Origin of the sequence: Pseudomonas sp. GW531-T4 (assembly GCF_017349615.1) — a bacterium.
In the GTDB taxonomy this organism is placed as follows: domain Bacteria; phylum Pseudomonadota; class Gammaproteobacteria; order Pseudomonadales; family Pseudomonadaceae; genus Aquipseudomonas; species Aquipseudomonas chlororaphis_I.
Map to the genome: position 1 here is coordinate 72,618 of NZ_JACMZT010000010.1, position 13,495 is coordinate 86,112.

A 13,495-nucleotide genomic window follows, 5' to 3' on the forward strand; every position below is an offset into this window, starting at 1 on the left:
CGCCTTTACCGAGCGGGCGAACCGCTCGGGTGACGATCTACCACCGGCCGCACCAGCAAGACGAGGTCAATATGTCGACAGGGTTTGGACAAAAAGCGCGGGTGCTGATATTCGGTACCGGCGCCGGCGGGGTCAACTTCTACAAGTACAACCGCCGCCGCTACCGGGTGATCGGCTTCGTCGATAACAACCAGCAGAAGCAGGGCCAGCGCCTGTTCGGCAAACTGATCCACGCGCCTCAGCAATTGAGTTCGCTGGCTTTCGACAAGATCATCATCGCCAGCGATTACTACCGCGAGATCCATCCGCAGCTCACTGAGAAGCTGGCCATCAATGAGCAAAAGGTCGAAGTGTTCCATGGCGCGCAGATCAACTCGCAGCTCCCATGGTTCCAGCGTATTGGCAAACACCTCGAGCAACTGGGTTATGAACGGCTATGCAAAAAACCGGGGCTGATCAGCGACCTGCTGTATCGACTGTTTTTTCGACGCCAGGATACCCGGCGCCTGGCCTTGCGCTGGCTGGATGAAAGCGACGAGCACAAGGTCCATGTCTTTCGCCCGAGCCAACCAGGCACCAGCCAGCCGCCACGATTCATCCATCAATCGACACCGGCGATCACCCTGGAATTACCCGAGATAGCTCTCTACCACTTCCGCCAGGGGCAAGTCTGTTCAGTGTCCCGCTCGGTGATACTGCCGGACGGGCAATTGGTGCTGGAGCGAGTGCCCACGGCGAAATCCCTGCAGGCCGACTATAGTGCTGCGCACCTGCTCTACCATGGGCAGCGCCTGGCCCTGGTCAGGAGCGGCAAGCCTGTGGAGCTGGAAAAAGGCCTGCTGATCAGCGGCTGCAACGAGCAGAACTATTACCACTGGACGGTAGAAGTGTTGTCGCAACTGCAATTCGTGGCCGAACTGCCGCCGCACTATGCGGACTATCCACTGCTGATCTCCAAGAGCAGCCAGAACATTCCCTCGATCAAGGCCCTGATCGAGGCAATCGGTGTTGACCGCCCGCTGGTGCTCCTGGAAAACATCACCAGTTACCAGGTGGCCGACCTACTGCTGATCAGTGCCCCGAACAATATGATCCCGAACTTCAAAGGCGCGGCACAGAACAGTGCCAGCAGCGGCTTCGTCCGCCCGGAGTCGATCCATTTCCTGCGGGAAAAGGCGCTGCATCTGGCCCATGACATTCCCATCAGTGAACTCCCCAAACGAGTATTCCTGGCCCGCAAAGGCTTTCTCCGGCACTACAACCAGGCCGAGATCCTCAAGCTGCTGGAACCCTATGGGTTTACCTGCGTGTACATGGAAGAGCAGGACATCAACCATCAGGTGGCGATCATGGCCAATGCCGAAGTCATAGTTGGCCCCACCGGCGCGGCCTGGACCAATCTGATTTTCGCCTCGAAAAACGCTCGCGCCCTGTGCTGGATGGCCGAGGAATACGGGGAGCTGTCGTGCTTTTCCAACCTGGCGGCGGTCGTCGGCGTCGAAATGGACTACATCGCTTACCGGGTAGGCTCGACCGACTCCAGGGAACTGTATTACCGGAATTATCGGGTCGACGCCAAGAGCGTTGAAAACTGGCTGCAACAGCATTTGTCGAAACGGCTCGAAAAGGAGACGCGATGAAGATTCACATTCTGCCGCTGCAGACCCACGGCGATGACCGTGGCTCGCTGATCGCCCTGGAAGAAGGGAAAAACATCCCCTTCCCAGTCAAGCGGGTGTACTACATGTTCAATACCGGTGAAGGGGTTCGCCGCGGCTACCATGCCCATAAGACCCTCAAGCAGGTGGCAATCGCCGTACGCGGCTCGTGCCGTTTTCTGCTGGACGACGGCCGGGAAAAGATCGACATCACCCTGGACAATCCTTGCCAGGGCCTGCTGATCGAATCCTTTATCTGGCGTGAGATGTATGACTTCTCTCCAGACTGTGTACTGATGGTTCTGGCCGATCAACTCTACGAAGAAGGCGACTATGTCCGAGATTATGCCCAGTTCATGGACATGCTCGGACAATGACTCACATGATGAATATCCCGTTTCTGGATTTGAAAGGCATCAATCACGAATATGCCGATCAGCTCAAAGCCGCCTGCAGCCGCGTGATCGACTCCGGCTGGTACCTGATGGGGCGAGAGCTTGAGCAATTCGAGGCCGCCTTCGCCGAATACTGTGGCAGTCGCCATGCCATCGGCGTCGCCAATGGCCTGGATGCCCTGACCCTGATCCTGCGTGCCTGGAAAGAGCAAGGCAAGCTTCAGGCCGGCGATGAAGTGATAGTGCAGAGCAACACCTTTATCGCCACTATCTCGGCCATTCTGGCAAACGATCTGGCGCCGATCCTGGTGGATGTCGACCCTGCCACCCACAACCTGGAGATCGAGGCCGTCGAACGGGCCATCTCGGACAAAACCCGAGTGATACTGCCAGTGCATCTTTATGGCCAGCTGTCGCCGATGCCACAGATCATGGCGCTGGCCCACAAACATGGCCTGCTGGTGCTTGAAGATGCCGCCCAGGCCCATGGCGCTGAACTGGCCGGGCGCAAGGCCGGCAACTGGGGCGATGCCGCGGCGTTCAGCTTCTACCCCGGGAAGAACCTCGGAGCCCTGGGCGACGGCGGTGCCATCACCACCAACGACGCCGAGCTGGCAGCCCTGGTCCGGGCGCTGGGCAACTACGGCTCACGCATCAAGTACCAGCACGATTATCAAGGGGTGAACAGCCGCCTCGATGAAATCCAGGCCGCGATGCTGGGGGTGAAGCTGGCACACCTGGACAGCGATACTGCCCGTCGACGCAGCGTCGCCCTCTACTACAGCGAACACATCCGGCACCCGGGTATCACCCTGCCTTCGGTCACGACAGCAAGCGCCCATGTCTGGCACCTGTATGTCATTACCTGCCCATGGCGCGATCAACTGAAGGCGTATCTGGCCGAACGTGGCATCCAATGCCTGGTTCACTATCCGCTGGCGATTACCGAGCAGCGGGCCTACAGCGATCTGGCCAGGACCTCTAGGGCCTCCCGGCCCCCGCTGCATGACTCGATCCTGTCGTTGCCGATCTACCCGACATTGGGCGAGGAACAACAGCAATACATTGTCACTGCCATCAACCAGTTCACAGCCCACTGATGCGCCTGTTGCGAGGTACCTAGAAAGCGCCTCGCAACTGAGCGAACTGCTCGTTCGTCACATAGTCGGCGAGTGCCCGACCGGAATGATCGACAGCCTCCAGCCTAGCGCCCCTGCGCAGCAATAACGGAAAGGTTCTACGACAACGCCCGGCCAGGTAGGCGTCCTTGGCATACATCAAGGGCGTCGTGCCTTTGTTGTTGCTCCGCTCCGGGTCGGCCCCTTGCTGCAACAGCCAGTCAACCACCTCATAGGCGCCCGCATAACTGGCGACGATCAGCGGCGTCCAGCCTTGCGGGTTGGCATCGTTGTAACCGGCAATATTGGCCTGCAGCGCCATTACCGCCTCCAGATCGCCCTGTTCACAAGCCTTGAGCATCTCCGGCAATCGATCAAAATTCAGCCGGACGTCGTAATCGATGGTGCAGAGCTCGACATAATCCTCGGTTGCGTTGATCAGGGTCCCGGCCTTGAATTGTGAACGCCCAGGCAGAATCGTCGCCGAGACCACCGGCTTTCCTTCCCAGCGCAAGAACTGATATTCACGAAAGGCGAACGCCCTGATCTGATTGCGTAGTGCCCAGGCCGTCGACAGCGGATCGATTCTCAACGCCCCATAATCGATGGCGTCCTTTGAGAAGTAGCTGGACCCCACCGCACTCTGTGGCTGTGCTCCGAGGTCCCCATCGACCAACGTGGCAAACCACTGCTCCAACAACTGGCCGGCATGCTGATTAAAGGCGAAATACAGATCGCGACAGGTCCACCAGGACAGGATCGGGAATACCTGTTGCGCGACGATGTCCCCGGTGTCGATACCCCGGTCGATGAAATGCAAGGTCACACCCGCTTCTGCCCTGGACTCCAGCAACGGCCAGACCGAGGTAAACATGCCCTTGTATTCCGGCAGCTTCGAGAAATGAATGTTGAACACGCGACTGATGGAGAAGCGCTCAGGCACGACGATCCGGTCGAACTCCAGGGAAATGAACGCAACGGATGCTAGTTCGTAAGCCGTCTCCAGGCTGATCTCACGTACGCCATATTTCAGCGCCGCCGCCCGCAACGAACGTTGCCAACCGTCGACACCCGTGTCGTTACGGTTGCAGACCACGGCAATTTCGTCGGGCGAAAATTGTTGCAGAGCCTGTTCCAGGCCGAATACCGAAATATTGTTTTTTCCAGCAATGACAATCATGGATGACTCCACAGCATCGAGAACTGTGTGCACAAACGTAGCCGCTGCTGCGAAATAAGGGAGAGAACCACGTTTGGCCTGAAAGCCCGGAAGTAGATGGTGTCCCAGGGCAGGTTCGAACTGCCAACCTTCCCCTTAGGAGGGGGATGCTCTATCCAATTGAGCTACTGGGACAAATTGACCACCGCGGATACTGCTGCGGCGCAAAGGACGGCGTGCATGTTAACGGCCAGCCCTGATTTTGTCATGTTGTGAGTAGGGCTTTTTAACCGGTGGCTACCTCTAGCCATCAGGCAACTTGCCAGAGCCGTCGTGCAAATTGCATCACTGCAAAAAGCCATCATTGCAGAATGCAATCTCCTGCCTTCTAAAAACCCTATTAATTCATTGTTTTTAAAGGGTTTATTAGAGGTTAGACTCTTGGCATGAGCGCTGCTTCATCTCTATGAAAGAACAGTGGAGATCAAGCCCATGAACAGCGCCCTTCTTCTATCGAATGCCATTGCCATCGCCGTACTGGTGATCTTCCACTTTCAGCCTGATGGCAGCGCTGATCAGAGTACCCAGTACAGGGCCCACTCCGTGCAACACCAGGCCCCGCAATGGGCTGTGATGAGCAGCACATCGGAGAATCCTGGTATGACGCAGGTCTCCGATACCCCGGAAGCCATTGTTCTACCTGCCAACCCAAGACCCGAAAGCTGGGTATTTTGAATATGACCCTATCAGGAGCCTGTTAATGTCCCGACTTGCCAAAGGCCTTCTCATCCTGGCAGTACTCAGCGCCACACTGGGTTGCTTCACCACTGAAAAGGCCGTGGGTGATGCGTCCTTGATTGCTTGTGGCGTTTTTTCCGGCTTGTTCCTGCTAGCACTGGTGTTGGGACGCAAAATCAAGTTCGACCCGGTACTGCGCTGATCCCCTGATCTCTCAATAGCTTCAGAAAACGCTCAAGCGTCACGGACAGCTCGCTTGAGTTGTCCAGAAAAAACACGGATTCTCCCAGCACAGGTCCGTCCTCAGCGGAAAAAAGAGCGCTTCTCTTGAGCCTCGCCTCGATCTGCTCCGCACTTTCGCGACCGCGACTCGTCAGCCTTTGCCGCAGCACGTCGATGTCCACCGTCAACAGAATCGCCAAAAGCTGCGGATAACGCTGGCGAGCCTGATCCAGGTAAGCCCTGGAGCCATTGATCAGGACATGACGCCCACTGGCCAGCCATTCGTCGATCTGCACGGGAATTCCGTAGGCCAGGCCATTCGCCCGCCAGCACAAGGCAAAGGCCCCCTGCCGCTCCAGGCGTTCGAACTCGTCAGCGCTTACCCCATGGGCTTCTTCCCCCACGGATTCCGCGGAACGGGTGATCACCCGCCGCACCACATCGCAGCCGAACTGCGCCAAAGGCCGGCGCGCAGCCTCGATCAGGCTGTCCTTGCCAGACCCGGAAGGCCCCATCAAATAAATCAATCTGCCTGGCATTCAAAGACTCCATGGCGCTCGCAGCCTAGTAAATCGGCAATTTGCCACTATCCTGTACAAGGTAGGAAACAATGATCGGATCCGCATGCAAGCCCGTCTGGCGACGCACAAGCGTGCCAGCTCTCGGACACCAGGACGCGGGCAGATAGGCGGACAGGCAATCTTTTCAAACCAGTCCGCATTTCTGATAATTGGTGCTGGCATAACGCCTTTATCCAGTTCAATATTTGTCACAGAATTGACGCCAAGGATCTGGCTATTTTGAGGCATGATGCGGGCCTCTTAACAATTCAGGTTGAACATTTGGCAGCAACGCTTGTCCTAACTGACATCCCGCGGCCAACTCCGAGAACCGCTCCCCTGAACTAACCGGTTAAATATATGCGCCCATTGAAACAGGCAATTTATTCCAGCCGTACGGCTGACAAGTTCGTCGTACGTCTACCCGACGGGATGCGTGAACGCATTGCCGAGGTGGCACGCAATCATCACCGCAGCATGAACTCCGAAATCATCGCGCGCCTGGAGCAGAGTCTTATTCAGGAAGGCGCCTTGGGTGAAGAGTTGAGCATGCGCCTGGACAGCCCAGAGCTCTCCTTGCATGAACGCGAACTGCTTCAACGTTTCCGTCAACTTTCCCACCGCCAGCAGAACGCCCTCGTTTCGCTGATCGCCCATGACGCCGAAATGGCCGCAGACGCTTCCTGATTCGACCTCGAAAGCTAGAGCCAGCCTTGTGCTGGCTTTTTTTTACCCGAAATTTACCGCTCGAACGCTACAAAAGCACTGGAGCCTGGATCGCAAAGGGATGGAGAAAACGATACAGCCCCATTAGAGGGGCTGTATGCAGGATCAGAGCAGGAAGATGGTGGCCAGCCCAAGGAAGATAAAGAAGCCGCCACTGTCGGTCATGGCCGTGATCATGACACTGGCCCCCATTGCCGGGTCGCGCCCCAGACGCGCCAGCGTCATCGGAATCAGAACCCCCATCAACGCCGCCAGCAACAGGTTGAGTGTCATGGCCGCCGTCATCACCACACCCAACGACCAGCTGCCATAGAGCAGGTAGGCCACCACGCCGATCACTCCGCCCCAGACCAGGCCGTTGATCAAGGCCACCGCCAGCTCCTTGCGCATCAGTCGCGAGGTATTGCCGGTGCTGACCTGGTCCAGCGCCATGGCGCGAACAATCATGGTGATGGTCTGGTTACCCGAGTTGCCGCCAATACCCGCCACGATCGGCATCAGGGCCGCCAGGGCCACCAGCTTTTCGATGGAGCCTTCAAACAAGCCGATCACTCGCGAAGCGACGAATGCAGTGATCAGGTTGATTGCCAGCCAGGCCCAGCGGTTGCGCAGGGAACGCCAGACCGAGGCAAAAATATCTTCCTCTTCGCGCAGACCGGCCATGTTGAGGACTTCGGTCTCACTCTCCTCACGAATCAGGTCGACCATTTCGTCGATGGTCAGACGGCCGATCAATTTGCCGTTCTTGTCGACCACCGGCGCCGAGATCAAGTCGTAACGCTCGAATGCTTGCGCAGCGTCGTAGGCATCTTCATCCGGATGGAAACTTACCGGGTCGCTGGCCATGACCTCAGAAACCTGTTTCTCCGGATCATTCACCAGCAACCGCTTGATGGGCAGCACGCCCTTGAGCACACCGTCATAGTCAACGACGAACAGCTTGTCGGTATGGCCAGGCAATTCTTTGAGACGACGCAGATAACGCAGGACCACTTCAAGGCTGACATCCTCACGGATAGTCACCATCTCGAAGTCCATCAACGCACCGACCTGCTCCTCGTCATATGACAAGGCGGAGCGAACGCGCTCACGCTGCTGGCCGTCCAACGCCTCCATCAGCTCATGGACAACGTCTCGCGGCAGCTCGGGAGCCAGGTCAGCAAGTTCGTCGGCGTCCATCTCCTTGGCAGCAGCCAGGAGCTCATGATCGTCCATGTCGGCGATCAGGGTTTCACGTACGGAATCGGATACTTCGAGCAGGATGTCGCCGTCGCGCTCGGCCTTGACCAACTGCCAGACGGTCAGACGCTCGTCGAGCGGCAAGGCTTCAAGGATGTAGGCAACGTCGGCGGAGTGCAGATCATCGAGTTTGCGTTGCAGCTCGACGAGGTTCTGCCGGTGGACCAGGTTCTCGACCCGATCCTGATGATGACCTTCCTGACGATGAGTCAGGTCTTCGACCACCCGCTGGCGCTGCAGCAGCTCAACGACTTGAGCGAGGCGATCCTGCAGGCTGTCTTGTGTTTTCTTTACTTCTACTTCGGTCATAGGCGAACTCCACTCCCAGCAGAGGAGCACGCCGGAAGGATCAATCAGTCAATTCATGATTGTAAAAACGGGATACTGAGTAACTACTGGGTAAGTCCATGGAGGTATTCCACAAGCCCCGGCGGGGCTGACGGGCGCAATCATACACCGCTTGACGGCTTTAAACGTTAAAAAATCATGGCAAGAACAAGCGCTTGCGACGCAAAGCTGAAGAAGCGCTGAATCTATAAAGCTGCGACGCACCATCCGAAAAAGAAAACACACCCCAGACGAAAAAACTGCGCCCGGAACTCTCCCCCGCTATCAATTCACAATTGCCGGGAGCTTTCGAAGGGCCACATCAAAAAAGACAGGCACACGCTGAATACGACGCCAGAATGATCGCGGCGTTCAAAGAGAGGAATCAATAAAGAAGGGAGAAAAGCCAAACGACAGAAAGCAAAAAGCCCGCAATGAATGCGGGCTTCTTGGTATATGGTGCACTCGACAGGATTCGAACCTGTGACCGCTCGGTTCGTAGCCGAGTACTCTATCCAGCTGAGCTACGAGTGCATTTTGTGTTTTTAGACCAGACCACGACTGGTTGGAGCCAAGTTATTCACATCACTGCAAACAACTCTTAAATGGTGCACTCGACAGGATTCGAACCTGTGACCGCTCGGTTCGTAGCCGAGTACTCTATCCAGCTGAGCTACGAGTGCATTTGTTGCCGCGCATTATAGGCCGTTAAATCTTTTTGTAAAGCACTTTTTCTAGTAATTTCAACAACTTACAGAAGAAGCCAGATTACAACGAACTAAGTAAATAATGGCGGAGAACGGGGGATTCGAACCCCCGACACCCTTGTGAGGTGTACTCCCTTAGCAGGGGAGCGCCTTCGGCCACTCGGCCAGCTCTCCGCAACACGGGGCGTATATTAACCAGCTTTCTCCCCGTTTGCAAACAAAAAAAACGATAAAAATTAATGGCTTGGTTCTTCGTCCTTCTCTTTCTTTATCCGCAGGTAAATTTCTTCACGGTGCACCGCTACCTCTTTAGGGGCGTTGACACCGATACGCACTTGATTTCCTTTGACGCCAAGCACGGTCACGGTGATTTCGCCATCACCAATAATCAGGCTTTCTGCGCACCGACGAGTCAGAATCAGCATACCTTTCTCCTCACGCATTTCATTTCAGGGACAACAGTCTGCAAAAAAAAGGGTATCGACCTACAACCAGGACGGCCGTAGCCCTACACGCCTAAGTATTGACTAGCGCGAGCAAAAGAACAGTTTTCTGTCACGCCGATCAAAAAAACGAAGGGCGCGGTAAACCGCGCCCTTCGGGCAACGCATCACTCGCCCTGTCGGGCCGGAGCGTCCAGTTCGAAAGCCGTGTGCAGAGCGCGCACAGCCAGTTCCAGGTACTTCTCTTCAATCACCACGGAAACCTTGATTTCCGAGGTCGAGATCATCTGGATGTTGATGCTTTCCTTGGCCAGCGCTTCGAACATGCGGCTGGCAACGCCCGCGTGGGAGCGCATGCCGACGCCAACGATCGAGACCTTGGCGATCTTGGTGTCGCCTACCACTTCCCGGGCGCCGATTTCACGGGCAGTGTTTTCCAGTACTTGCTGGGCCGCCAGGTAATCGTTGCGGTGCACGGTGAAGGTGAAGTCGGTGGTGTTATCGTGCGAAACGTTCTGCACGATCATGTCGACTTCAATGTTCGCGGCGCTGATCGGGCCGAGAATCTTGAAGGCCACGCCGGGAGTGTCTGGCACGCCACGGATGGTCAGCTTGGCTTCATCGCGGTTAAAAGCGATGCCGGAAATGATCGGCTGTTCCATGGATTCCTCTTCATCAATAGTAATGAGGGTACCCGGACCCTCCTTGAAGCTGTGCAGTACGCGCAGCGGAACGTTGTACTTGCCGGCGAACTCGACCGCGCGGATCTGCAACACCTTGGAGCCCAGGCTGGCCATTTCCAGCATTTCTTCGAAGGTGATCTTGTCCAGGCGCTGGGCCACGGACACCACACGCGGATCGGTGGTGTAGACGCCGTCGACATCGGTGTAGATCTGGCATTCGTCAGCCTTCAGGGCCGCCGCCAGTGCCACGCCGGTGGTGTCGGAACCGCCACGACCGAGGGTGGTGATGTTGCCGTGCTCGTCGACCCCCTGGAAACCTGCGACCACAACCACGCGGCCGGCCTTCAGGTCACCGCGAATTTTCTGATCGTCGATCTGCAATATGCGCGCTTTATTGTGCGCGCTATCGGTCAGAATCCGCACCTGGTTGCCGGTATACGACACTGCCGGAACGCCGCGCTTGATCAGCGCCATGGCCAGCAGTGCGATCGTCACCTGCTCGCCGGTGGAAACGATCACGTCCAGCTCGCGAGGAACCGGCTGACCGTCGCCGCTGATTTGCTTGGCAAGGTCGATCAGACGGTTGGTTTCGCCGCTCATGGCCGACAGAACAACCACCAGGTCGTCACCGGCTTCGCGGAATTTTTTCACCTTGTCGGCGACCTGCTCGATTCTTTCGACGGAACCGACCGAGGTGCCTCCAAATTTCTGTACGATCAAAGCCATTTCTAAGCCGCCTCAGCCCGTAAAGGGGCGCCCATTAATCAATCAAACTGCGCAGCTCCAAAGCCCGCCACTAGACGACGGGCTCGGCTTGGAACCTTAAATCCCCTGCTCGACAAACGGAACGGTCAGGGCCAGCGCGGCATCCAGCGCAGCGGCATCGACACCACCGCCCTGCGCCATGTCCGGACGACCACCGCCCTTCCCGCCCACTGCCGCAGCGGCTTGCTTCATCAAATCACCGGCTTTGAGTTGGCCAGTCAGGTCCTTGGTTACGCCCGCAACCAGTACGACCTTTTCCTCATGGACACTGCCGAGCAGGATCACTGCGCGACCGAGTTTGTTTTTCAACTGATCGACCAGCGCCAACAGCGCCTTGCCGTCCTGACCATCCAGGCGCGCCGCCAGCACTTTCGCGCCTTTGACATCCAGCGCCTGCGCCGACAGGTCGTCGCCAGCGGCACTAGCGGCCTTGGCCTGTAGCTGCTCGAGTTGTTTCTCCAGCAGGCGGTTGCGCTCCAGCACGGCCGACAGCTTGTCGATCAGGTTGTCACGGCTGCCCTTGACCAGGGTCGCCGCTTCCTTGAGTTGCTCTTCCGCAGCGTTCAGGTACGCCAGTGCCGCGGCACCGGTGACTGCTTCGATACGACGTACGCCCGAGGCCACGCCGCCTTCGCTGATGATTTTCAGCAGGCCGATATCGCCGGTACGGTTGGCGTGGATACCGCCACACAGTTCAACGGAGAAGTCGCCGCCCATGCTCAGTACACGCACGCTGTCGCCGTACTTCTCGCCGAACAGCGCCATGGCGCCCTTCTGCTTGGCGGTGTCGATATCGGTTTCTTCGGTTTCCACCGCGGTGTTCTTGCGAATCTCGGCGTTGACGATGTCTTCCAAGGCCTTGATCTGCTCAGGCTTGATCGCTTCGAAATGGCTGAAGTCGAAACGCAGGCGCTGACTGTCGACCAGCGAGCCCTTCTGCTGCACATGCTCGCCCAATACCTGGCGCAGAGCGGCGTGCAGCAAGTGGGTAGCCGAGTGATTCAGCGAAGTGGCGTGACGCACTTCGGCATCGACCTGGGTTTGCACCGGAGCACCAACGGTCAGGCTGCCGCTGGCCAATACGCCGTGATGCAGGAAAGCACCGCCGGTCTTGGTGGTATCGCGCACGTCGAAACGCGCGCTGCCCGCTTGCAGGTAACCGCAGTCGCCGATCTGGCCGCCCGATTCAGCGTAGAAAGGCGTCTGGTCGAGAACAACGACGCCCTCTTCACCTTCGCTCAGCACGTCGACCGATTGCCCTTCCTTATAAAGAGCCACCACCTTGGCCGCACCGCTGGTGGCGTGATAACCGGTGAACTCGGTAGCCACATCGACCTTGACCAGGCTGTTGTAGTCCATGCCAAAGGAGCTTGCGGAACGAGCACGCACACGCTGGGCTTCCATCTCGCGCTCGAAACCTTCCTCGTCGAGAGTCAGCTCGCGCTCACGGGCGATGTCGCCGGTCAGGTCCATCGGGAAACCGTAGGTGTCGTAGAGTTTGAACACCACGTCGCCCGGAACCACAGTGCCTTTGAGTTCGGCCAGGTCCTGCTCGAGGATTTTCAGGCCCTGCTCCAGGGTCTTGGCGAACTGCTCTTCTTCGGCTTTCAGCACGCGCTCGATATGCGCCTGCTGGGATTTCAGTTCCGGGAAGGCTTCGCCCATTTCGGCGACCAACGCGGCCACGATCTGATAGAAGAAGCTGCCCTTGGCGCCCAGTTTGTTGCCGTGACGGCAAGCGCGGCGAATGATGCGACGCAGGACATAACCGCGACCTTCGTTGGAAGGCAGCACGCCGTCGGCGATCAGGAAGCCGCAGGAACGGATGTGATCGGCCACGACTTTCAGCGACGCCTGGGCGTCGTTGGTGCAACCGATGGCCTTGGCCGCCGCGTTCAGCAGGCTCTGGAACAGGTCGATTTCATAGTTCGAGTGAACGTGCTGCAGGACCGCACTGATCCGCTCCAGGCCCATGCCGGTGTCCACCGACGGCGCTGGCAACGGATGCAACACGCCATCGGCGGTGCGGTTGAACTGCATGAACACGTTGTTCCAGATCTCGATGTAACGGTCGCCGTCCTCTTCCGGCGAACCCGGTGGGCCGCCCCAGATGTCGGCGCCGTGATCGTAGAAAATCTCGGTGCAAGGACCGCACGGGCCGGTATCGCCCATGGTCCAGAAGTTGTCGGAAGCGTATGGCGCGCCCTTGTTGTCGCCGATACGGACCATGCGCTCGGCCGGAACCCCGACTTCCTTGGTCCAGATGTCATAGGCCTCGTCATCGGTGGCGTAGACAGTGACCCAGAGCTTTTCTTTCGGCAGGTTCAGCCACTTGTCGGACGTCAGGAAAGTCCAGGCGAAGGTGATGGCGTCACGCTTGAAGTAATCGCCGAAGCTGAAGTTGCCCAGCATTTCGAAGAACGTGTGGTGGCGGGCGGTGTAACCGACGTTTTCCAGGTCGTTGTGCTTGCCGCCGGCGCGTACGCATTTCTGGCTGCTTACGGCGCGGGTATAGGCGCGCTTTTCCTGGCCCAGGAAGCAGTCCTTGAACTGGTTCATCCCCGCGTTGGTGAACAGCAGGGTTGGGTCGTTGCCCGGAATCAAAGAGCTGGAGGCTACACGGGTGTGGCCTTGCTCTTCGAAGAAGCGAAGGAAGGCTTCACGGATTTCTGCGCTTTTCATTAGGTTCTTCCACGGAGACTGCGGCCAAAGGCCTGTGCGAAACGTCATCAGACGAAACGACGGCAAAGGGCCG

General features: G+C 57.6%; 12 protein-coding genes and 4 tRNA genes. 6 read left to right on the top strand and 10 right to left on the bottom strand.

What is annotated here, in order from left to right; translation table 11 throughout:
• The first annotated feature begins 71 nt into the window (after positions 1–71).
• The 3 genes from J4D28_RS10570 to J4D28_RS10580 are packed head-to-tail and all read left to right on the top strand — an operon-like array spanning position 72 to position 3,153.
• Positions 72–1,640, top strand: coding sequence for a glycosyltransferase family 61 protein (locus tag J4D28_RS10570; protein WP_039968495.1), 1,569 nt, complete (start codon positions 72–74; stop codon positions 1,638–1,640).
• Positions 1,637–2,035, top strand: a complete 399-nt coding sequence (locus J4D28_RS10575; RefSeq protein WP_007921600.1) for an FdtA/QdtA family cupin domain-containing protein — start codon at positions 1,637–1,639, stop codon at positions 2,033–2,035. The genes J4D28_RS10570 and J4D28_RS10575 overlap by 4 nt, the downstream gene beginning before the upstream one ends.
• Positions 2,032–3,153 carry a DegT/DnrJ/EryC1/StrS aminotransferase family protein gene (locus J4D28_RS10580; RefSeq protein WP_053269720.1) on the top strand — a complete coding sequence of 374 codons (1,122 nt, stop codon included), beginning with the start codon at positions 2,032–2,034 and terminating at the stop codon, positions 3,151–3,153. Before J4D28_RS10575 ends, J4D28_RS10580 begins: the two co-directional genes overlap by 4 nt.
• A gap of 19 nt (positions 3,154–3,172) precedes the next feature.
• Here the strand turns inward: J4D28_RS10580 and J4D28_RS10585 are convergent, their stop codons facing one another.
• Together J4D28_RS10585 and J4D28_RS10590 are read right to left on the bottom strand one after the other, a co-directional pair.
• Positions 3,173–4,351 (bottom strand): ankyrin repeat domain-containing protein, encoded by a 1,179-nt coding sequence (locus J4D28_RS10585; RefSeq protein WP_103330922.1) that lies wholly within the window; start codon positions 4,349–4,351, stop codon positions 3,173–3,175.
• A 97-nt stretch (positions 4,352–4,448) separates the two neighbouring features.
• Positions 4,449–4,525, bottom strand: a tRNA-Arg gene (locus J4D28_RS10590).
• A gap of 297 nt (positions 4,526–4,822) precedes the next feature.
• Between J4D28_RS10590 and J4D28_RS10595 the strand changes: the two genes are divergently transcribed.
• Complete coding sequence (locus J4D28_RS10595; RefSeq protein ID WP_028683178.1) at positions 4,823–5,065, top strand: hypothetical protein; 243 nt, start codon at positions 4,823–4,825, stop codon at positions 5,063–5,065.
• A gap of 25 nt (positions 5,066–5,090) precedes the next feature.
• Positions 5,091–5,270: a PA3371 family protein gene (locus tag J4D28_RS10600; RefSeq protein WP_016702529.1), complete on the top strand. Its 180-nt coding sequence runs from the start codon at positions 5,091–5,093 to the stop codon at positions 5,268–5,270.
• Here the strand turns inward: J4D28_RS10600 and phnN are convergent.
• Positions 5,245–5,829 carry a phosphonate metabolism protein/1,5-bisphosphokinase (PRPP-forming) PhnN gene (phnN, locus tag J4D28_RS10605; protein ID WP_101283201.1) on the bottom strand — a complete coding sequence of 195 codons (585 nt, stop codon included), beginning with the start codon at positions 5,827–5,829 and terminating at the stop codon, positions 5,245–5,247. The genes J4D28_RS10600 and phnN overlap by 26 nt on opposite strands.
• Before the next feature lie 381 nt (positions 5,830–6,210).
• Here phnN and J4D28_RS10610 point away from each other — a divergent pair, with 381 nt between their 5' ends.
• Positions 6,211–6,537: an Arc family DNA-binding protein gene (locus J4D28_RS10610; RefSeq protein ID WP_003178899.1), complete on the top strand. Its 327-nt coding sequence runs from the start codon at positions 6,211–6,213 to the stop codon at positions 6,535–6,537.
• 144 nt (positions 6,538–6,681) lie between these two features.
• Here J4D28_RS10610 and mgtE read toward each other — a convergent pair whose 3' ends face one another.
• The 7 genes from mgtE to alaS all read right to left on the bottom strand — a co-directional run bounded on the left by mgtE (position 6,682) and on the right by alaS (position 13,422).
• Positions 6,682–8,124 carry a magnesium transporter gene (gene mgtE / locus J4D28_RS10615; RefSeq protein ID WP_007921578.1) on the bottom strand — a complete coding sequence of 481 codons (1,443 nt, stop codon included), beginning with the start codon at positions 8,122–8,124 and terminating at the stop codon, positions 6,682–6,684.
• Positions 8,125–8,599: 475 nt separating this feature from the next.
• Positions 8,600–8,676, bottom strand: a tRNA-Arg gene (locus tag J4D28_RS10620).
• Between the two features lie 72 nt (positions 8,677–8,748).
• Positions 8,749–8,825: transfer RNA gene (locus J4D28_RS10625), tRNA-Arg, on the bottom strand.
• A 107-nt stretch (positions 8,826–8,932) separates the two neighbouring features.
• Positions 8,933–9,023: transfer RNA gene (locus J4D28_RS10630), tRNA-Ser, on the bottom strand.
• Between the two features lie 62 nt (positions 9,024–9,085).
• A complete protein-coding gene (csrA, locus tag J4D28_RS10635; protein WP_002554426.1) occupies positions 9,086–9,274 on the bottom strand; it encodes a carbon storage regulator CsrA in 189 nt (62 codons plus the stop codon).
• A 185-nt stretch (positions 9,275–9,459) separates the two neighbouring features.
• Positions 9,460–10,701 (bottom strand): aspartate kinase, encoded by a 1,242-nt coding sequence (locus tag J4D28_RS10640; protein ID WP_007921569.1) that lies wholly within the window; start codon positions 10,699–10,701, stop codon positions 9,460–9,462.
• 96 nt (positions 10,702–10,797) lie between these two features.
• Entirely contained in the window at positions 10,798–13,422 is a 2,625-nt protein-coding gene (alaS, locus tag J4D28_RS10645; RefSeq protein ID WP_009050319.1) for an alanine--tRNA ligase, read from the bottom strand.
• Between the last annotated feature and the right edge of the window lie 73 nt (positions 13,423–13,495).